Source organism: Halomonas alkalicola, assembly GCF_030704205.1.
In the GTDB taxonomy this organism is placed as follows: domain Bacteria; phylum Pseudomonadota; class Gammaproteobacteria; order Pseudomonadales; family Halomonadaceae; genus Halomonas; species Halomonas alkalicola.
The window spans coordinates 2,521,033-2,538,490 of record NZ_CP131913.1 but is presented as its reverse complement, the minus strand read 5'-3'; the positions used below and the strand labels follow the sequence as shown (position 1 = coordinate 2,538,490).

Annotated in this window: 19 protein-coding genes; 7 read left to right on the top strand and 12 right to left on the bottom strand. The window is 70.2% G+C overall.

Translation table 11 applies throughout. The features are described 5' to 3' along the window. Window positions 1–40: 40 nt before the first annotated feature. Window positions 41–277 carry a 50S ribosomal protein L28 gene (rpmB, locus tag B6N23_RS12100; RefSeq protein WP_110068955.1) on the bottom strand — a complete coding sequence of 79 codons (237 nt, stop codon included), beginning with the start codon at window positions 275–277 and terminating at the stop codon, window positions 41–43. Between the two features lie 328 nt (window positions 278–605). Beyond that, window positions 606–1,280, bottom strand: coding sequence for a RadC family protein (gene radC, locus B6N23_RS12095; RefSeq protein WP_305499235.1), 675 nt, complete (start codon window positions 1,278–1,280; stop codon window positions 606–608). A 136-nt stretch (window positions 1,281–1,416) separates the two neighbouring features. Here radC and coaBC point away from each other — a divergent pair, with 136 nt between their 5' ends. The 5 genes from coaBC (at window position 1,417) to slmA (ending at window position 6,316) form a co-directional block, all read left to right on the top strand. After that, window positions 1,417–2,691: a bifunctional phosphopantothenoylcysteine decarboxylase/phosphopantothenate--cysteine ligase CoaBC gene (gene coaBC / locus B6N23_RS12090; RefSeq protein WP_305499233.1), complete on the top strand. Its 1,275-nt coding sequence runs from the start codon at window positions 1,417–1,419 to the stop codon at window positions 2,689–2,691. A 28-nt stretch (window positions 2,692–2,719) separates the two neighbouring features. Then, window positions 2,720–3,196: a dUTP diphosphatase gene (gene dut, locus B6N23_RS12085; RefSeq protein ID WP_119022422.1), complete on the top strand. Its 477-nt coding sequence runs from the start codon at window positions 2,720–2,722 to the stop codon at window positions 3,194–3,196. 37 nt (window positions 3,197–3,233) lie between these two features. After that, a complete protein-coding gene (locus B6N23_RS12080) occupies window positions 3,234–4,628 on the top strand; it encodes a phosphomannomutase/phosphoglucomutase (protein WP_305499229.1) in 1,395 nt (464 codons plus the stop codon). A 79-nt stretch (window positions 4,629–4,707) separates the two neighbouring features. Further along, the gene (gene argB, locus B6N23_RS12075; protein ID WP_305499227.1) at window positions 4,708–5,616 is read left to right on the top strand and encodes an acetylglutamate kinase; all 909 of its coding nucleotides are present in this window, start codon (window positions 4,708–4,710) and stop codon (window positions 5,614–5,616) included. A gap of 88 nt (window positions 5,617–5,704) precedes the next feature. Next, window positions 5,705–6,316, top strand: a complete 612-nt coding sequence (gene slmA, locus B6N23_RS12070; RefSeq protein ID WP_119022425.1) for a nucleoid occlusion factor SlmA — start codon at window positions 5,705–5,707, stop codon at window positions 6,314–6,316. A gap of 99 nt (window positions 6,317–6,415) precedes the next feature. Here the strand turns inward: slmA and rpoH are convergent, their stop codons facing one another. The 4 genes from rpoH to ftsY form a co-directional block, all read right to left on the bottom strand. After that, window positions 6,416–7,282 carry an RNA polymerase sigma factor RpoH gene (rpoH, locus tag B6N23_RS12065; protein WP_305499224.1) on the bottom strand — a complete coding sequence of 289 codons (867 nt, stop codon included), beginning with the start codon at window positions 7,280–7,282 and terminating at the stop codon, window positions 6,416–6,418. Window positions 7,283–7,422: 140 nt separating this feature from the next. Next, complete coding sequence (ftsX, locus tag B6N23_RS12060; protein ID WP_305499222.1) at window positions 7,423–8,400, bottom strand: permease-like cell division protein FtsX; 978 nt, start codon at window positions 8,398–8,400, stop codon at window positions 7,423–7,425. Beyond that, window positions 8,397–9,065, bottom strand: a complete 669-nt coding sequence (gene ftsE / locus B6N23_RS12055; RefSeq protein ID WP_119022428.1) for a cell division ATP-binding protein FtsE — start codon at window positions 9,063–9,065, stop codon at window positions 8,397–8,399. Before ftsE ends, ftsX begins: the two co-directional genes overlap by 4 nt. Beyond that, window positions 9,062–10,573, bottom strand: coding sequence for a signal recognition particle-docking protein FtsY (gene ftsY / locus B6N23_RS12050; RefSeq protein WP_305499217.1), 1,512 nt, complete (start codon window positions 10,571–10,573; stop codon window positions 9,062–9,064). The genes ftsE and ftsY overlap by 4 nt, the downstream gene beginning before the upstream one ends. A 90-nt stretch (window positions 10,574–10,663) precedes the next feature. Between ftsY and rsmD the strand changes: the two genes are divergently transcribed. Both rsmD and B6N23_RS12040 read left to right on the top strand, forming a co-directional pair. Beyond that, complete coding sequence (rsmD, locus tag B6N23_RS12045) at window positions 10,664–11,311, top strand: 16S rRNA (guanine(966)-N(2))-methyltransferase RsmD (protein ID WP_305499215.1); 648 nt, start codon at window positions 10,664–10,666, stop codon at window positions 11,309–11,311. Window positions 11,312–11,616: 305 nt separating this feature from the next. After that, the gene (locus B6N23_RS12040; protein WP_305499212.1) at window positions 11,617–11,817 is read left to right on the top strand and encodes a cell division protein ZapB; all 201 of its coding nucleotides are present in this window, start codon (window positions 11,617–11,619) and stop codon (window positions 11,815–11,817) included. Window positions 11,818–11,823: 6 nt separating this feature from the next. On the opposite strand, the gene B6N23_RS12035 is transcribed toward B6N23_RS12040, so the two are convergent. From B6N23_RS12035 to lysS, 6 genes are all read right to left on the bottom strand, one after another. Then, the gene (locus B6N23_RS12035) at window positions 11,824–12,390 is read right to left on the bottom strand and encodes a GNAT family N-acetyltransferase (protein ID WP_305499210.1); all 567 of its coding nucleotides are present in this window, start codon (window positions 12,388–12,390) and stop codon (window positions 11,824–11,826) included. Beyond that, window positions 12,380–13,186: a hypothetical protein gene (locus B6N23_RS12030; protein WP_305499207.1), complete on the bottom strand. Its 807-nt coding sequence runs from the start codon at window positions 13,184–13,186 to the stop codon at window positions 12,380–12,382. Before B6N23_RS12030 ends, B6N23_RS12035 begins: the two co-directional genes overlap by 11 nt. Beyond that, window positions 13,183–13,494: a BolA family protein gene (locus B6N23_RS12025; RefSeq protein ID WP_305499205.1), complete on the bottom strand. Its 312-nt coding sequence runs from the start codon at window positions 13,492–13,494 to the stop codon at window positions 13,183–13,185. The genes B6N23_RS12030 and B6N23_RS12025 overlap by 4 nt, the downstream gene beginning before the upstream one ends. A gap of 331 nt (window positions 13,495–13,825) precedes the next feature. Beyond that, window positions 13,826–15,232, bottom strand: a complete 1,407-nt coding sequence (locus B6N23_RS12020; RefSeq protein WP_305499203.1) for an MFS transporter — start codon at window positions 15,230–15,232, stop codon at window positions 13,826–13,828. A 74-nt stretch (window positions 15,233–15,306) separates the two neighbouring features. Further along, complete coding sequence (locus B6N23_RS12015; RefSeq protein WP_110068971.1) at window positions 15,307–15,693, bottom strand: hypothetical protein; 387 nt, start codon at window positions 15,691–15,693, stop codon at window positions 15,307–15,309. 221 nt (window positions 15,694–15,914) lie between these two features. After that, on the bottom strand, window positions 15,915–17,456 hold the full coding sequence (gene lysS, locus B6N23_RS12010) for a lysine--tRNA ligase (RefSeq protein WP_305499194.1): 1,542 nt from the start codon (window positions 17,454–17,456) through the stop codon (window positions 15,915–15,917). Window positions 17,457–17,458 lie beyond the last annotated feature (2 nt).

The following is a 17,458-nucleotide window of genomic DNA, read 5'->3' as shown; positions in this document are numbered from 1 at the left end:
ACTGCTGCTCCCTGAATGGATATCGCTTAGACGGGGTCGCCTAGACGGCTTCGCCGCGCTTGCGGATGTCGCTGAGCACCGCGTCGATGCCCTTCTTGTCGATCACACGCATGCCCTTGGAGGAGACGCGCAGCTTGACGAAGCGGTTCTCGGACTCCACCCAGAAGCGATGGGTGTGCAGGTTCGGCAGGAACCGACGACGGGTCTTGCGCTGGGAGTGTGAAACGTTGTTACCAGTCACCGGGCGCTTGCCGGTAACCTGACATACTTTTGACATTGGAGCCTCCAACCGCTGGGCCAGGTGTTCGGCGCCTGATGCGCGAACCCTGAGTGTTCAAAACCTGTCGGGCAAACCGGGAGATCCCGTGAAATTTGACCCCAGGGAATTCAAAGGCTGCACTTTATACCAGAGACCGCCACGCCGGGCAAGCGCGCAGCGCAGATCCAGCAGGGCATAAGGTGGCGCCGCAACGGGGCGTGGCGCACGTGGCCAACCGATGGCGGAGAGCATGCTTGCGACCCTGAATCCCGGACGTCAGATCGACGTCAAACCCAGGAACCGAGCGCAGCCGGGCGCGCAGTTTATCAAAGCGCCCGATAAAGCGCTAGAGCCACCCCCGCTCGGCAAAGGAGACCACCTCGCCATCCCCCACCACGAAGTGGTCCAGCACGCGGATCTCGAAGAGCCCCAGCGCCTCGCGCAGCCGATCGGTGATGCGCCGGTCGGCATCACTGGGCTCGGCCACCCCGGACGGGTGGTTGTGGGCGAAGATGATCGCCCCGGCCCCCAGCTCCAGGGCACGACGGGCCACCTCCCGGGGGTAGACCGAGGCGCTGTCCAGGGTGCCGCGGAACAGCGACTCGTAGCGGATCACCCGGTGCTGGCTGTCGAGGAAGAGCGCGGCAAACTCCTCGTGCCCCAGGTGGCGCAACTGCGCGGCGAGGTAGGAGCGCACCAGGGTGGGCGAGGTCAGCGCCTCGCCCCGGGCCAGCTGGCTGGCCAGGTGGCGCCGGGAGAGCTCCAGCGTGGCCTGCAGCTGTACGTACTTGGCGCTGCCCATGCCCCGGGCGGCGCAGAAGCGCTCGCGGTCCGCCTCCAGCAGCTGGCGCAGCCCACCGAACTCCAGCAGCAGGTCGCGGGCCAGGTCCACCGCCGAACGGCCGGGCAGCCCCACTCGCAGGAAGATCGCCAGCAGCTCAGCGTCCGACAGCGCCTCCGACCCCAGCGCCAGCAGCTTCTCCCGGGGGCGCTCCCCCTCCGGCCAGTTCCTGATCGACATTGCCGCCTCCCTGCCCTGTCTTGTCCTGTCCTCTTGAGCTCAGTGTAGCCGCTCTTCCTGTGAGGTCGGCTCGTCTACGCAAGGTGGGGCGCCGGTGGTAAGGTAGGCGGCTGATATCACCGCCGGGAATTCGTCCATGCCATCGCCCTCCCGCCGCGTACTGCTCGGCATCAGCGCCGGCATCGCCGCCTACAAGAGCGCCGTGCTCGCCCGCCTGCTCAAGCAGGCTGGCTGCGAGGTGCGCGTCGTCATGACCGAGGGCGCCCAGGCCTTCATTACCCCGCTCACCCTGCAGGCGCTGACCGGCGAGCCGGTACGCACCTCGCTGCTCGACCCGGAAGCCGAAGCCGGCATGGGCCACATCGAGCTGGCCCGCTGGGCCGATACCATCCTGATCGCCCCCGCCACCGCCGACCTGATGGCACGGCTGGCCGCCGGCATGGCCGACGACCTGCTGACCACCCTGTGCCTGGCCAGCGAAGCCGAGAAGGTGATGGCCCCGGCCATGAACCAGGCGATGTGGCGCCACCCGGCGACGGCGCGCAACGCCGCCCGGCTCGTGGAGGACGGCTGGCGCCTGCTGGGGCCTGCGAGCGGCGACCAGGCCTGCGGCGACGTGGGGCCCGGGCGCATGCTGGAGCCCGAGGCGATTCTCGCGGCGCTGCTGGACGCGAGCCAGGTGTCGAACACCGGCGACGCCCCGGCCGCGGGCATGGCCGTGACCATCACCGCCGGCCCCACCCGGGAGCCGCTGGACCCGGTGCGCTACCTCTCAAACCACAGCTCCGGCAAGATGGGCTACGCCCTGGCCGAGGCCGCCGCCGCCCTGGGTGCCCGTGTTACCCTGATCAGCGGCCCGGTCAACCTCCCCTGCCCGGCGGGCGTGGCGCGCCTCGAGGTGGAGACGGCCCTCGAGATGCACGAGGCCGCAATGCGGCTGGCAGAGCAGAGCGATCTGTTCATCGGCTGCGCCGCGGTGGCCGACTACCGCGCCGAGCAGGCCGCCGAGCACAAGATCAAGAAGGTCGAGGGCGAGGAGGGGCTGACCCTGCGGCTGGTCAAGAACCCCGATATCATCGCCAGCGTGGCCGCCCTGCCGGAGGCCCGGCGCCCCTTCGTGGTGGGCTTCGCCGCCGAGACCCGTGACCTCGCGGCTTATGCCCGGGACAAGCTTACCCGCAAGAGGCTGGACATGATCGTGGCCAACGACGTCTCCCGCGAGGGGCTCGGCTTCGGCGCCGACGACAACGCCGCCCTGGTGCTGTGGCGGGAGGCGGCCCGGCAGGAGAAGGCGTCGCCGGAAGGCGACGCTCTCGCCGAGGAAGAGCTCGCACCCCAGACCAAGTCACGGCTCGCCATGGCGGTGATGCACCGCGCCCTCGCCTGCCTGCAGGCGCGCCGGCACCCCTGAATCCGACCCACGACCCTGGAATCTCCCGATGTCCGACACCCCCCGACCCGCCGCTCGGCCCCGCCTGGCCGTGAAGCTCCTCGACGAGCGCCTGCGCGACTATCTGCCCGGCTACGCCACCGACGGCTCCGCCGGCATGGACCTGCGCGCCCTGCTCGAGGCGCCCCTGACGCTGGCCCCCGGCCAGTGCGAGCTGGTGCGCACCGGGCTCGCCATCCATATCGCCGACCCCGGCCTCGCCGGCCTGATCCTGCCCCGCTCGGGGCTGGGCCACAAGCACGGCATCGTGCTCGGCAACCTGGTCGGCCTGATCGACTCCGACTACCAGGGCGAGCTGATGATTTCGGTGTGGAACCGCGGCCAGGCCCCCTTCACCCTCGAGCCCTTCGAGCGACTGGCACAGTATGTGCTTGTTCCCGTGGTGCAGGCCGAGCTCGAGCTGGTCGACGACTTCGACGCCAGCCGCCGCGGCGCCGGCGGCTTCGGCAGCTCGGGCCGCCACTGACATCCGCCCCGACGCGACCCACAGGACAAGGACACCCATGACAGACGAGATCCAGACCGCTCCCGCCTCCATCTTCCGCGCCTACGACATCCGCGGCATCGTCGACGACACCCTGACCGAGCCGGCCGTCGAGGCGATCGGCCGCGCCATCGGCAGCGAGGCCGCCGCCCGCGGCGAGTCCACCGTGGTGGTGGCCCGCGACGGCCGCCTCTCCGGCCCGCGCCTCCAGGCGGCCCTGACCCGCGGCCTGAACGCCGCCGGCCGCGACGTCATCGACATCGGCATGGTGCCCACCCCGGTGCTCTACTTCGCCACCCACGTGCTGGACGGCACCGCCTCCGGCGTCATGGTCACCGGCAGCCACAACCCGCCGGACTACAACGGCTTCAAGATCGTGCTGGCCGGCGAGACCCTCTCCGGCGACGCCATCACCGCCCTGCATACGCGCATCACCACGGGCGACCTGACCGAGGGCACGGGCAGCGTGCGCGAGGTGGACGTGCGCAATGCCTACCTGGCGAGAATCCTCTCCGACGTGCGCCTGGCGCGCCCGCTCAAGGCGGTGGTGGACTGCGGCAACGGCGTGGCCGGCGAGCTCGGCCCTGCGCTGGTGGAGAAGCTCGGCGCCGAGACGCTGCCGCTGTTTGCCGAGATCGACGGCACCTTCTCCAACCATCACCCGGACCCGGGCAAGCCCGAGAACCTGGTGGACCTGATCCGCGTGGTGAAGGAGAGCGGCGCCGACATCGGCCTGGCCTTCGACGGCGACGGCGACCGCCTCGGCGTGATCACCCCCTCCGGCCGGCTGATCTACCCCGACCACCTGATGATGGCCTTCGCCGAGGACATGCTCGAGCGCAACCCGGGCGCCAAGGTGATCTTCGACGTCAAGTGCACCGGCAACCTGGCCCGGGTGATCGACGAGGCCGGCGGCGAGCCCGAGATGTGGCGCACCGGCCACTCGCTGATCAAGGCGCGCATGAAGGAGACCGGCGCTGCACTTGCCGGCGAGATGAGCGGCCATATCTTCTTCAAGGAGCGCTGGTACGGCTTCGACGACGGCCTCTACGGCGCCGCCCGCCTGCTGGAGATCCTCTCCCGCCAGGACCTCGACGCCGACGCCTTCTTCGACCGCTACCCCCAGGACATCGGCACCCCGGAGATCAACATCACCGCCACCGACGAGACCAAGTTCGACCTGGTGGCCCGCCTGGCCCGCGAGGGGGAGTTCGGCGAGGAGGGGGTGAAGACCACCCTGGACGGCATTCGCGTCGACTACCCGGACGGCTGGGGCCTGTGCCGCGCCTCCAACACCACTCCGGTGCTGGTACTGCGCTTCGAGGGCAAGAGCGAGACGGCGCTCGAGCGCATCAAGGCGCAGTTCGCCGCCGCCCTGGCCAGGGTCGCCCCCGAGCTGGACGTGGCGCTCTGAGCCCACGGGATCGATGACCGCCGCCGCGCCCGCGGCGGCTCCGCCAAGAGCAAGAGCACGAGCAAGAGAAGGGAACGACATGACCGAACAGACCCGCGACCCGCGCCTGGTAGTGGAAGTGCTCTCCGAGGCGCTGCCCTATATCCAGCGCTTCACCGGCAAGACCGTGGTGGTGAAGTACGGCGGCAACGCCATGACCGAGGACACCCTGATCGACTCCTTCGCCCGCAACATGGTGCTGATGAAGGAGGTGGGCATCAACCCGGTGGTGGTCCACGGCGGCGGCCCGCAGATCGGCGACCTGCTCAGGAAGCTCAACATCGAGTCGCGCTTCGTCAACGGCATGCGGGTCACCGACGCCGAGACCATGGACGTGGTGGAGATGGTGCTGGGCGGCCTGGTCAACAAGGGCATCGTCAACCTGATCAACCAGTGCGGCGGCAAGGCGATCGGCCTCACCGGCAAGGACGGCAGCCAGATCCGCGCCCGCCAGCTCAAGGTCGAGCACCAGACCCCGGAGATGACGGTGCCCGAGATCATCGACATCGGCCACGTGGGCGAGGTGGAGCACATCTCCACCGACCTGATCGAAATGCTCGCCGAGCGCGACTTCATCCCGGTGATCGCCCCCATCGGCGTCGATGCCGAGGGCCACAGCTACAACATCAACGCCGACCTGGTGGCCGGCAAGGTGGCCGAGGCCCTGGGCGCCGAGAAGCTGATGCTGCTGACCAACGTGGCCGGCCTGATGAACGCCGAGGGCGAGGTGCTCACCGGGCTGACCACCGCCCAGGTGGACGAGCTGATCAGTGACGGCACCATCCACGGCGGCATGCTGCCCAAGATCCGCTGCGCCCTGGAGGCGGTCAAGGGCGGCGTGAAGAGCGCCCATATCATCGACGGCCGGGTGCCCCACGCCACCCTGCTGGAGATCTTCACCAACGCCGGGGTCGGCACCCTGATCACCGACACCACCACGGACGCGTGACGCGCCGGCCGCGGGCTCGGCGTCTCGCTTTGCGCGATGCGGGGTCCGCGGCTAGCATGGGTCGACCATCAGAAAAGAAAAGAACACTATGACGCAGGCAACCCCCACGCCCAGCCGCCGCGAGCAGATCCTGCAGGCGCTGGCCCTGATGCTGGAGGAGGACAGCGGCAAGCGCATCACCGTGGCCGCCCTGGCGAAGCAGGTCGGCGTCTCCGAGGCCGCCCTCTACCGCCACTTCCCCAGCAAGGCGCGCATGTTCGAGGGGCTCATCGAGTTCATCGAGGAGACGCTCTTCGCGCGCATCACCCGCATCCTCGAGGAGAGCCCGGAGGCGCTGCCGCGCTGCGGGGCGCTGCTCACCCTGCTGCTGGCCTTCGCCGAGAAGAACCCCGGGCTCTCCCGGCTGCTCGACGGCGGCGTGCTCACCGGCGAGACCGCACGCCTGCGGGTGCGCATCCACCAGCTCTTCGAGCGGCTCGAGACCCAGCTCAAGCAGGTGCTGCGCGAGGCGGAGCTGCGCGAGGGGCGCCGCCTCTGCCTGCCCGCCTCCGCCGCCGCCAACCTGCTGCTGGCCGCCGCCGAGGGGCGCATCAGCCAGTACGTGAGAAGCGACTTCAAGCGCCGCCCCACCGAGCACTGGGAGGCACAGTGGGCGCTGCTCTCGGCCCAGCTGCTGCGCGAGAGCCCGCAGCCGGCGTAGCCGGTCCCTCTCCCGTCAATGAATAACCCCCTCCGGACTCTCATCCGACGGGGGTTATCTAGGTTTGGCACCACTGAAAAGTGAAGCTGCCTTCCGGGCTTACGCTGCCAGGGCGTCACCGATCTGCTGGCGGATCTTCTTCATGGCGTTCTTCTCGAGCTGGCGGATGCGCTCGGCGGAGACGCCGTAGACGTCGGCCAGCTCGTGCAGGGTAGCCTTCTCGTCGGCCAGCCAGCGGCGCTGCAGGATGTCCCGGGAGCGCTCGTCCAGGGCGGCCAGGGCCAGCTGCAGACGGTGGGTGGCATCGTCCTCCCAGTCGCTCTCCTCGAGCCGGACGGCCGGGTCGGCGGAGGCATCCTCGAGGTAGTGCACCGGCGCCTGCCAGCTGCTCTCCTCGTCCTCGCCCGGGGCGGCATCGAAGCCGGCATCGTGGGCGGAGAGGCGGCCCTCCATGTCGCGCACCACCTCGGGCTTGACGTCGAGGTCCTTGGCGATGGCGTCGACCTCGTCGCCGCTCAGCCAGGCCAGGCGCTTCTTGGCGCTGCGCGGGTTGAAGAACAGCTTGCGCTGGGCCTTGGTGGTGGCGATCTTCACGATGCGCCAGTTGCGCAGCACGAACTCGTGGATCTCCGCCTTGATCCAGTGCACCGCGAAGGAGACCAGGCGCACGCCCTGGTTGGGATCGAAGCGCTTGACCGCCTTCATCAGGCCGACGTTGCCCTCCTGGATCAGGTCCGCCTGGGGCAGGCCATAGCCCGAATAGCTGCGGGCGATATGCACGACGAAGCGCAGGTGCGACAGCACAAGGCGGCGGGCGGCCTCCAGGTCGCCTTCGTCATGCAGGCGGAAGGCCAGCTCGCTCTCCTCCTCGGCGGTCAGCAGCGGGATGCTGCGGATCGCCTGGAGGTAGCCGTTGAGGTCGTGCCCCGGGGAGAGATGGCCCACCGGAAGAAGACTGGTGCTCATGTGCAGGATGTCTCCTTGTCAGCCCAGAAATACATTGGCGTTCAACTACGTTAGACGCCAGGAACAGGGTAATGTTCCATGGAACCACGCCCAGGGCGTGGTTTCCGGCGTCTGGCGGCCTCGTCGCGGGCCTCGTGCCGCTAGCGCGGCCTCACCTCGGCAAGATGGCGGCTCACCGCGATCCAGGCGCCCAACCAGCCCAATAGTATACTACAGCCCACGAGGGTCGCGGAACCGGCGGCGCCCAGCCGCGGCAGGCTGAACGTGGCGCCGTAGCTGGCCGCCAGGGCCGAGACGGGGGCGGCCAGCCATTCGCTGCCGAGCGTCAAGAGCCCCCAGGCCAGCAGGCCGCCGCCGAGCCCGTACCAGGCCCCGCTGTAGAGGAAGGGCCGGCGCACGAAGGCGTGGGTGGCGCCGATCAGGGTCACCACCTCGATCTCCTTGCGGCGGTTCTCCACCGCCAGGCGGATGGTGTTGCCCACCACCAGCAGCACCCCGCCGCCGAACAGCACTGCCAGCGCCAGGGCGACGCGGCGCCCCAGCTCGGCCAGGTGGCGCAGGCGCTCGATCCAGGCCAGGTCCAGGCGCACCTCCTCGACCCCCGTCATCGCCTCGAGCTCCCCGGCCAGGCCGCGCACCGCCTCGGGCGAGGGGTCCCGCGGGGTCACCACCACGCTGGCCGGCAGCGGGTTCTCCTCCAGGCGCCCCAGGGCGTCGGCCAGCCCCAGCGCCTGCTGGAACTCCGCCATGCCCTCGGCCGCGGTGATCAGCCGGGTGCGGCCGATCGCCTCATTGGCCGCCAGCGCCTCCTCGACCCGCTCGGCCTGGGCCTCGTCCACGTGGTGGGCCAGGTAGACGGTCAGGGTGGCGCTCTCGGTCAGCTCGGCGTCCAGCAGCCGGGCGCCGTCCAGGGTCAGCCACAGCGCCGCCGGCAGCACCAGGGCGATGGCGATGGCCAGCATGGTTACCAGGCTGCCGATGGGCGCCTTCAGCAGCCGCCAGGCGCTGTCCAGGGCCATGGCCCGATGGTGGCGTAGCCAGCCGCGCAGGCGGCTCGACGAACGGGTGCGGTGGGTGCGGGCCCCGCGGGGCGGCGGCGGGGCGGGACGGCGACTCATGCGGCCTCCTGATCGGCCACCAGCCGCCCGTCGCGCAGGCGCAGGATGCGGTGGCGCAGCCGGGCGATCAGCGCCAGGTCGTGGCTGGCGATCATCACCGTGGTGCCGATGCGGTTGAAGTCCTCGAAGAGCCCCATGATGTCGGCGGAGAGCTGGGGGTCGAGGTTGCCGGTGGGCTCGTCGGCCAGCAGCAGGGCCGGCTTGTTGACCACCGCCCGGGCGATGCCCACCCGCTGCTGCTCGCCGCCGGAGAGCTCGATGGGCAGGGCCTTCTCGCGATGCAGCAGCCCCACCTTGTCCAGCGCCGCCCGCACCCGCCGCGCCGCCTCCCGGGGCTCCACGCCCTGGATCTCCAGGGGCAGCGCCACGTTGTGGAAGATCGAGCGGTCATGGAGCAGCTGGTGGTCCTGGAAGACCACGCCGATCTGGCGCCGGTAGAAGGGCACCTGGCTGGCGTGGAGCCGGTCGATGTCATGGCCCGCCACCAGGATTCGCCCCCGGGAGGGGCGCTCCAGGCGCATGATCAGCCGCAGCAGGGAGCTCTTGCCGGCCCCGGAGTGGCCGGTCAGGAACACCATCTCGCCGCGGCGCACGCGGAAATCGAGGTTGGCGAGCGCCTCGAAGCGCCCGCCGTAGCGCTTGCCCACGTGCTCGAAGACGATCATTGCGCGGCGTCGTTCCCGTCCCGGTCGAACAGGGCGTCGACGAACTCGCCGGCCGCGAAGGGCCGCAGGTCATCCAGCGACTCGCCGACGCCGATGAAGCGGATGGGGGTGCCGAGCTGCTTGGCCAGGGCGAAGATGATGCCGCCCTTGGCGGTGCCGTCGAGCTTGGTCAGGGTCACCCCGGTGATGGGCACCGCCTCGTTGAAGGTGCTGGCCTGGGAGAGGGCGTTCTGGCCGGTGCCGGCGTCGAGCACCAGCATCACCTCGTGGGGGGCGGTGGCGTCCACCTTGCCCATCACCCGATGCACCTTCTTGAGCTCCTCCATCAGGTGGGCCTTGTTGTGCAGTCGACCGGCGGTGTCGGCGATCAGCACGTCGACGCCGCGGGCCTTGGCGGCAGCCACGGCGTCGAAGATCACCGAAGCGCTGTCGGCCCCGGTGTGCTGGGCGATCACCGGCACCTTGTTGCGCTCGCCCCACACCTTGAGCTGCTCCACCGCGGCGGCGCGGAAGGTGTCGCCGGCAGCCAGCATCACGCTGCGCCCCTCGCGCTGGAAGCGCTGGGTGAGCTTGCCGATGGTGGTGGTCTTGCCGACGCCATTGACCCCCACCACCAGGATCACGAAGGGCCCTTCGCCCTTGGGCGGCAGGGTCAGCGGCTGGCTGACCGGCTCCAGCATGGCGGCCAGCTCCTCCTGCAGGGCGCGGTAGAGCGCCTCGCTGTCCTGGAGCTCCTTGCGGGAGACCCGCGCGGTGAGGCGATCGATGATCTCGGTGGTGGCCTCGATGCCCACATCCGCCAGCAGCAGCTGGGTCTCGAGGTCCTCCATCAGGTCGTCGTCGATCTGCTTCTTACCGAGGAACAGGTCCGCCAGGCCGTCGGTGAGGTTGGCGCGGGTCTTGCCGAGGCCCGCCTTGATACGCGCGAACCAGCCCTTCTTCTCGCCGGCCTGGGGCTTCTCCTGCAGCGCAGCGCGCGCGGGCTCGGGCTCGGGCTCGGGCTCGGGCTCGGGCTCGGGCTCGGGCTCGGGCTCGGGCTCGGGCTCGGGCTCGGGCTCGGGCTCGGGCTCGGGCTCGGGCTCGGCAGCAGGCTGCGCGCTGGCCGCCTCGGGCTCAACGGCCGGGGCCTCGGCGGCGGTTTCCAGCGGCTCGGCCGATGCGGAAGCCTCCCGGGTCTCGAGCGCCTCGACCCTGTCGGCCTCCTCGACGACAGGCTCGGGGGCCGGCTCGACTGCCGGTTCGTGCTCCTGTGCGGAAGCCGACTCGGGCTCGGGGCGCGCCTCCAGCGCCTCCTCGGCGGGCGCTTCTTCGGCAGGCGCCTCCTCGACGGGGGGCTCCGCAGGCTCGACGCGCTCGGGCTCGACGAGCTCAGGCTCGGCGCGGACCTCGGGCTCGGCCGCGGCCTCGGGCTCCTCGGTCGCCTCGGCGACCGGTTCCAGGCGCTCCTGCTCTTCGCGGGTCGCCTCGTGCTCCTGCTGCTTCTTCTTGCGCTTGAAAAAACCGAACATGGACAGAATCAGCCTTGCGAATAATCGAATCGCCACATCCTACCACCGCCCACCATGACTGTGGATAAGCCCCCGGGTACAATCCCCGCCATGACACGACGCCCATCACCCCCCCGCCGCTCCGGCAGGCCCACCGGCGGCCAGCCAGGCGGCAAGAGCGCCGGCCGCCGGGTCGCCGGCCGCCTGAGGATCATCGGCGGCGACTACCGCCGCCGGCTGCTGCCGGTGCTCGACAGCCCCGGCCTGCGCCCCACCCCGGACCGGGTCCGCGAGACCCTCTTCAACTGGCTCGCCGCCGCCCTGCCCGGCGCCCGGGTGCTGGACCTCTTCGCCGGCACCGGGGCGCTGGGCCTGGAGGCGCTCTCCCGCGGCGCCGGCGACGCCACCTTCGTGGAGCGCGACGCCCGGGTGGCCGGGCAGCTCGGCGAGAATCTGGCGACCCTGGGCGCCATGGAGCGAGGCCGGGTGGTCACCGCCGATGCCACCGCCTTCCTGGCCGGACCGCCGACGCCCTGCTCGCTGGTGTTTCTCGACCCGCCCTTTCGCCAGGGGCTCGCCGAGCCCTGCTGTGCGGCCCTGGAGGCAGGCTGGCTTGCGGAGGACGCCTTCATCTACCTGGAGTGCGAGGCGGGCCTGACACCGGTCGTGCCGGCCACCTGGCGGCTGCACCGCGAGGTGCGCGCCGGCGACAGCCACGGGCGGCTCTACCGCCGCGCGACAACTCCACAATCCAACTAGCGAATGGCGCTGGGGATAGGCCGGAGAGGGGGTCCGAGAACCATGGATGGCCGAGGTAGCCTACAGGGAAGTATTCATAGCGCCCCCTCGAGGGCCTGTCGCCAGAACAGCCATGAGCGTCGCGCCACGACGACGCTTGCTGAGTCCCGGGCGCGGCGTTACGCTGCTGCCCATTCATCCCGCCATCAAGCAACCTCGCCCCGCCCCGGGGCACCGGCTCGGCCTCGAGGAGTGTTCAAGCAGGACCGGTCGCAAGGACCATTTCGAAGGGCCATCCCGGAAGGACATCACATCAGGAGAACAGCATGAGCATCGAACTCTTCAACCGCCTCGAGCAGAAGGTCACCAGCGCCGTGGAGGCCCTGGAGCTGCTGAAGATGGAAGCCGAGGAGCTGCGCGAGGAAAACGCCCGCCTGAAGCAGGAGCGCGAGGAGTGGGAGCGCCGCCTGACCGGCGTGCTGGGCAAGCTCGACGAGATCGAGGCCGGCGAACCCCAGAGCGCCTGAGCGCCCTCAGCCGGCGCAGAGCGTAAGCGACATCAGCCGCGCATCCTCTCGCGCCGCACCCGCCGCCCCGGCCTGCCGGGGCGGCGTCGTTTCCTGACCTGGAAGCGACGCAGGCTGCGGTGCAGGGCACGGCGGGTAGTAGCCGCGACGCACGCCGTCATCGGTGAACCCCGCGGCTCGATAGAGGGCGATGGCAGGCGCATTGCCCGCCCGCACCTCCAGCAGCAGCCGCTCGCTGCCCCAGTCACGGGCCTGGTCGGCCACCACCGCGAGCAGCTTTCGCGCGAGGCCCTGGCCGCGCCGGGCCTCGTCCACCAGGATCGCCTGCAGTTCCGCCTCGAAGGGCAGCCGGGCCACCGCCGCATAGGCCGCCAGCTCATCACCACCCGCCTGACCATCGCCTACCATCAGGCCATACACCGCCATAGCGGGGTCCGCCAGGGTCGCCGCCAGCTGGGCCTCGGAGCCCCCCATCGGCCAGCCGCTGGCCTCTTCGAGCGCCGCCACGCACGGCAGGTCGGCCTCGGTCAGGCGCACCAACACCGGCTTGCTCGCGGTTGACCTAGCGTTCACCCGTCGCCTCCTCGCTCGAATCCCAGGCCCACCCCCAGGCCAGCAGCTGCGGCAGCAGCGCCCGCTTGGCCTCGGCGCTCTCGGCCAGTTCCCCGAGCGCCGGCCCCTGCCAGGCGGGCAGCGCCAGCGGCGGGCAGCGCCCGTCCTCCAGCGCCAGCACCTCGCCAAGCGACGCCTCCTCGCCGAACAGCAGCAGGCGCTCGGGCGACCAGCCGCGCCGGCGCGCGCCGGCGACAAAGGCCTGCAGCCCCTCGCGGGCCTCCTCCAGGGGCTCGTGCACCGTCAGCCCCTCCTCCAGCGGCCAGCGGAAGGGCTGGAAGACCGGCAGCGGCGAGGCGATCCCGGCGGCGCGCAGCAGGTTGGCCAGCAGCTGAAGCTCGGCGCGACCGGGTGGCCGCTCGCCGGCCAGCAGCAGCAGCCAGCGCCCCTCCAGGCAGGCCGCCTGGAAGGCGAAACGCAGCGGCTCCCGGGGGGCGACCGGCTCGGCGGGCACGGCATCGACGGGGGCTGCCGCCTCCTCCGCCGGGGGCGGATCGAGCAGCGCCCGGGCCATGCCGGGGCGTGGCGGGCGAGCCGCCCGCGGCGGATCCGGCTCGGCCGGGCGCGCCGGGGCCGCCTCGCGGGCCTCGTCCAGCAGCGCGTGCAGGCGCTCCCCGGGGGCCTCGGCGGGGGGCGCCTCGGGCAGCTCCCACTCGCAGGCCGGGGTCGGGCGGGCGTTGGGCAGCGCATAGCGCGCCACCCAGTCCGTCAGCCCCATGGCCTCCAGGTACTGGAGCCGCTGCGGCTCGGTGGTCACGACTTGCTGCCACCCCGACAGTCGGGCGAATCGGGCCGGCTCTGGCCGCTGGCCTGCCACTCGGCGGGAGTGTAGAGGTGCAGCGCCAGGGCGTGGACCGGGCCGGCCAGCTCATCGGCCAGCAGGGCATAGACCTGTTGGTGGCGCTTGACCGGCATCAGCCCCTCGAGACGCTCGGAGACGAGGGTGACCTTGAAGTGGGTCTCGGAATTGGCCGGCACATTGTGCCGATGGCTCTCGTTCTCCACCGCCAGAAAGACGGGCGCGAGGGCCTGCAGCTTCTCTTCGATGGTGGCCTGAATGCTCATGGCGGCTCCCGGATTGATCGAGTAAAGGGCTCTTCGCAGACTGGCGAGAGATTCTAAGTTGCCGTTGCCTTTCAAGCATTCACGGAGCTTGAAGCTACTGGTGGGAGATCGGCTCTGCCGACGGTTCGACGCCTCGACGAATGGCGCCGCAGGCGCCCCGGCGGTGTTGCTGGAGTTGGAGCACGCCGCCAGGAGCCCTTCGGTCTCCATTCGCCGGGCAAAGCCCAGCTCCCACAGTAGCGGATCAGCCGCAACAAAGATTCACGCGAGTTGGCGGAGAGCAAAATTGGCCTTCCATTATACGCTCTCTATCGAGCGGTAACGATGCAGCTCACTCGCCCGCGGCGGCCTGCTTGGCGCTCCGCTGGGCGGCGCCGGCCAGCGGCACCCGGGCCAGGCTCGCGCCCAGCGCCAGCAGCGTGGCCAGGGCGCCGAGCCAGAGCGTCGCCTGCACCGGCATGCCGGTGGCCAGGAAGGCGCCCACCAGGGCGACCCCGAACGACTGCCCCACGGTGCGCGAGGTGCTCATGATGCCGGAGGCGTTGGCGCTGCGCTCGCGGGGTACGGTGCTCATCAGCTCGCGGTTGTTGGGCGGCTGGAAGAGCCCGAAGCCGACCCCGCACAGCAGCATGCGCCACAGCACCTCGACCACCCCCGCCTCAGCGGGAAGCCGCGCCAGCAGCACGAGCCCTGCCAGCATCAGGGCGAGCCCGGCGCTCGAGAGCAGGCTGGGGTTCACGCGATCGGCCAGGCGGCCGGCGCGCGGGCCCACCAGCATGATGGCCAGCGGCCAGGGGGTGAATAGCCAGGCGGTCTCCAGGGGTGTGAAGCCCATCTCGCTCTGGAACAGGAAGGAGAGCGCCACGAAGGCGAGCCCCTGGCCCACGAAGGCGGTGCCCTGGGCCACCAGCGCCAGGCTGAAGCGCGGCTCATTGAAGATCGACAGCGGCATCAGCGGATGGCGGGCGCGCCGCTGGCGGCGCAGGAAGAGCAGCGCCGCCGCCACGCTCAGCGCCAGCCAGGCGGCCACCTGCGACGTCGGCATGCCGTGGCCGACGCCGTCCATGGCCAGGAAGAAGCCGCACAGCATGGCCACCGAGAGCAGCGCCCCGGCCAGGTCGAAGCCGCCGCGGCGACCCGCCTCCCGCGGCAGCGCCTTCCAGGCCAACACCACGGCCACCGCCCCCAGCGGCAGGTGCAGGGCAAACAACCAGGGCCAGTCCGCTACCGAGAGCAGCACGCCGCCGATGGCCGGCCCCGCCGCATAGCCGCCGGCCACCACCATGGCCGAGAGCCCCAGCGCCGAGCCCAAAAGGCGCGAGGGAAAGATGGAGCGGTAGAGCGAGGGCCCGATGGAGAGGGTCGCCGCCGCCCCCAGCCCCTGCAGGGCGCGGAACAGCAGCAGCGTCTCCAGACTGGTGGAGAGCGCGCAGCCCACGGAGGCCAGGGTGAAGATGCCCACCCCGGCCACGTAGATCCGCCGCCGGCTGACCAGCTCGCTGAGCGCGGCGAAGACCAGCAGGAAGGCGGCACAGCTGATCTGGAAGAGGTTGGTGACCCATACCGCCCGAGAGGCGGGCACCTCGAGCCCCGCTGCGATGGAGGGCAGCGCGATGTTGATCATGGTGGTATCCACCACCGCCATCAGGGTGCCGAGGATCAGCGCCAGCACGGCCAGGCGCCGCTCGGGGCCCGGCAGGCCATCGTCGCCGGGGCGGGACGCGAAGAGTCGGCTCATTCCATCTTCCATCGGGGTTCAACACGAAGAAACCGGCCGGAGCCGGTTTCATGCTGCCAGTTTTCGGGCGGGGCCTAGTCCTGGTCGACGTCCATCAGCAGCGAGTCGTCGACCTCGGAGATCTCGAGGGCCGCCTCGTCGTCGAGGTCGATGGCCAGGTAGCTGTGCTCCACCTGCAGGAAGCGCTGGAACAGCGGCCAGTCGATGGTCTCGGGCCACTGGCGCTCGTCCTCCTCCCAGGCGCGCAGCTCGGTCTCGAGGATCTCGAGGTAGCGCTCGCGCACGAAGCCCTCCAGGGCCTCCGGGGTGTCCATCTCGGGAATCAGATAGACCGTGCTTTCGCGCTCGACGTCAGCCAGGGCGATATCGTCATCCCCCATCGTCGGCTCAAGGGCATTGATCCAGTCCACGAAATGCTGGGTAGGGCGGACGCTCAGGGCAGAGCGGTTGAGCAGTTTCATGGTGGTCTCCTCGACGTCGAAACGATGACCATTATGGGCGCTGGCCGCAGGGTTTACCAATGCTTCCCGCACCAGAAACCACACGGGGCTGTTCCGGCGGCAGGCCTACGAGGAGGCGCTGTGAATACTTCCCTGTACGCTACTTTTGCCTTCCCTGGCAAAAGACCTCCTCTACGACCTGCCCCCGGCGCCCCTCATCCTCGGCAACTGACAGACGCCCCTCAATCCACCTCGGGGCGCATGGCCGGGAACAGCAGCACATCGCGGATCGAGGCGCTGTCGGTCAGCAGCATCACCAGGCGGTCGATGCCGATGCCCTCGCCCGCGGTGGGCGGCAGGCCATATTCGAGCGCGCGCACGTAGTCGGCATCAAAGTACATCGCCTCGTCGTCGCCGGCCTCCTTCTCCGCCACCTGCTCGCGGAAGCGCTCGGCCTGGTCCTCGGCGTCGTTGAGCTCTGAGAAGCCGTTGGCGATCTCGCGGCCGCCCACGAAGAACTCGAAGCGCTCGGTGACGAAGGGGTTGGCATCCTTGCGCCGCGCCAGGGGGCTCACCTCGGTGGGGTACTCGGTCACGAAGGTGGGCTGCTTGAGGCGGTGCTCCACGGTCTTCTCGAAGATCTCGATCTGGATCTTGCCCAGGCCCCAGCCGTCCTTGACGTCGATGTCCAGGCGCTCGGCGATCTGGCGGGCGGCGGCCTCGTCGGCCAGCGCCTCGGCGTGGATGTCCGGGTTGTATTCGAGAATCGCGTCGAACACGGTGATCCGCTTCAGCGGGCTGCCGAAATCGTACTCGTAGTGCTCGAGCACCTCGCCCTCGCTGTTGCGCACGGTGTTGACCACCGTGGTGGTGCCCAGCACCTCCTGGGTGATCGCGCGCAGCATCTCCTCGGTGAGGTCCATCAGGTCGTGGTAGTCCGCGTAGGCCTGGTAGAACTCGATCATGGTGAACTCGGGGTTGTGCCGAGTGGAGAGCCCTTCGTTGCGGAAGTTGCGGTTGATCTCGAAGACCTTCTCGAAGCCGCCTACCACCAGGCGCTTGAGGTAGAGCTCAGGCGCGATACGCAGGAACATGTCGATGTCCAGCGCGTTGTGGTGGGTCTTGAAGGGGCGCGCGGTGGCGCCGCCGGGGATCGCCTGCAGCATGGGGGTCTCCACCTCCATGTAGCCGCGCGCCTCGAAGAAGCGGCGCATGGCGCTGATCACCCCGGCGCGGGTCTCGAACACCTGGCGCGAGTCCGGGTTCATGATCAGGTCGACGTAGCGCTGGCGGTAGCGCGCCTCGAGATCGGTGAGGCCGTGGAACTTGTCCGGCAGCGGGCGCAGGCTCTTGGTGAGCAGCTTCGCCTCCACCATCATCACGTAGAGATCGCCCTTGCCGGACTTGTGCACCGGTCCGCGCGCCGCGACGATGTCGCCGATGTCCCAGCCCTTGATCTCCTCGAGGGTCTCCGCCGGCAGGCCCTTCTTGTCGACGTAGAGCTGGATCTGGCCGCTGACGTCCTGGATGACGACGAAGGGCCCGCGCTTGCGCATGATGCGCCCGGCCACGCTGGCCTGGCGGTCCAGCGCCTCCAGCTCTTCCTTCTCCTTGTCGCCCAGCTCAGCGATCAGCTCGGCGGCATGGCTGTCGCGGCGGAAGTCGTTGGGGAAGGCGCTCTCGCCGCGCTCGGCGGCACGCTCGCGGCGCGCGGCCAGCTTGGCACGGCGCTCGGCGATCAGGCGGTTCTCGTCCTGCTGCGGGGAGGGGCTCTCGTTGGCCATGT

What these genes read in the sequence shown, in the direction of transcription:
- rpmB (WP_110068955.1), bottom strand. Translation starts at nt 277, where the DNA reads ATGTCAAAAGTATGTCAGGTTACCGGCAAGCGCCCGGTGACTGGTAAC.
- radC (WP_305499235.1), bottom strand. Translation starts at nt 1,280, where the DNA reads ATGTCGATCAGGAACTGGCCGGAGGGGGAGCGCCCCCGGGAGAAGCTG.
- coaBC (WP_305499233.1), top strand. Translation starts at nt 1,417, where the DNA reads ATGCCATCGCCCTCCCGCCGCGTACTGCTCGGCATCAGCGCCGGCATC.
- dut (WP_119022422.1), top strand. Translation starts at nt 2,720, where the DNA reads ATGTCCGACACCCCCCGACCCGCCGCTCGGCCCCGCCTGGCCGTGAAG.
- B6N23_RS12080 (WP_305499229.1), top strand. Translation starts at nt 3,234, where the DNA reads ATGACAGACGAGATCCAGACCGCTCCCGCCTCCATCTTCCGCGCCTAC.
- argB (WP_305499227.1), top strand. Translation starts at nt 4,708, where the DNA reads ATGACCGAACAGACCCGCGACCCGCGCCTGGTAGTGGAAGTGCTCTCC.
- slmA (WP_119022425.1), top strand. Translation starts at nt 5,705, where the DNA reads ATGACGCAGGCAACCCCCACGCCCAGCCGCCGCGAGCAGATCCTGCAG.
- rpoH (WP_305499224.1), bottom strand. Translation starts at nt 7,282, where the DNA reads ATGAGCACCAGTCTTCTTCCGGTGGGCCATCTCTCCCCGGGGCACGAC.
- ftsX (WP_305499222.1), bottom strand. Translation starts at nt 8,400, where the DNA reads ATGAGTCGCCGTCCCGCCCCGCCGCCGCCCCGCGGGGCCCGCACCCAC.
- ftsE (WP_119022428.1), bottom strand. Translation starts at nt 9,065, where the DNA reads ATGATCGTCTTCGAGCACGTGGGCAAGCGCTACGGCGGGCGCTTCGAG.
- ftsY (WP_305499217.1), bottom strand. Translation starts at nt 10,573, where the DNA reads ATGTTCGGTTTTTTCAAGCGCAAGAAGAAGCAGCAGGAGCACGAGGCG.
- rsmD (WP_305499215.1), top strand. Translation starts at nt 10,664, where the DNA reads ATGACACGACGCCCATCACCCCCCCGCCGCTCCGGCAGGCCCACCGGC.
- B6N23_RS12040 (WP_305499212.1), top strand. Translation starts at nt 11,617, where the DNA reads ATGAGCATCGAACTCTTCAACCGCCTCGAGCAGAAGGTCACCAGCGCC.
- B6N23_RS12025 (WP_305499205.1), bottom strand. Translation starts at nt 13,494, where the DNA reads ATGAGCATTCAGGCCACCATCGAAGAGAAGCTGCAGGCCCTCGCGCCC.
- B6N23_RS12020 (WP_305499203.1), bottom strand. Translation starts at nt 15,232, where the DNA reads ATGAGCCGACTCTTCGCGTCCCGCCCCGGCGACGATGGCCTGCCGGGC.
- B6N23_RS12015 (WP_110068971.1), bottom strand. Translation starts at nt 15,693, where the DNA reads ATGAAACTGCTCAACCGCTCTGCCCTGAGCGTCCGCCCTACCCAGCAT.
- lysS (WP_305499194.1), bottom strand. Translation starts at nt 17,456, where the DNA reads ATGGCCAACGAGAGCCCCTCCCCGCAGCAGGACGAGAACCGCCTGATC.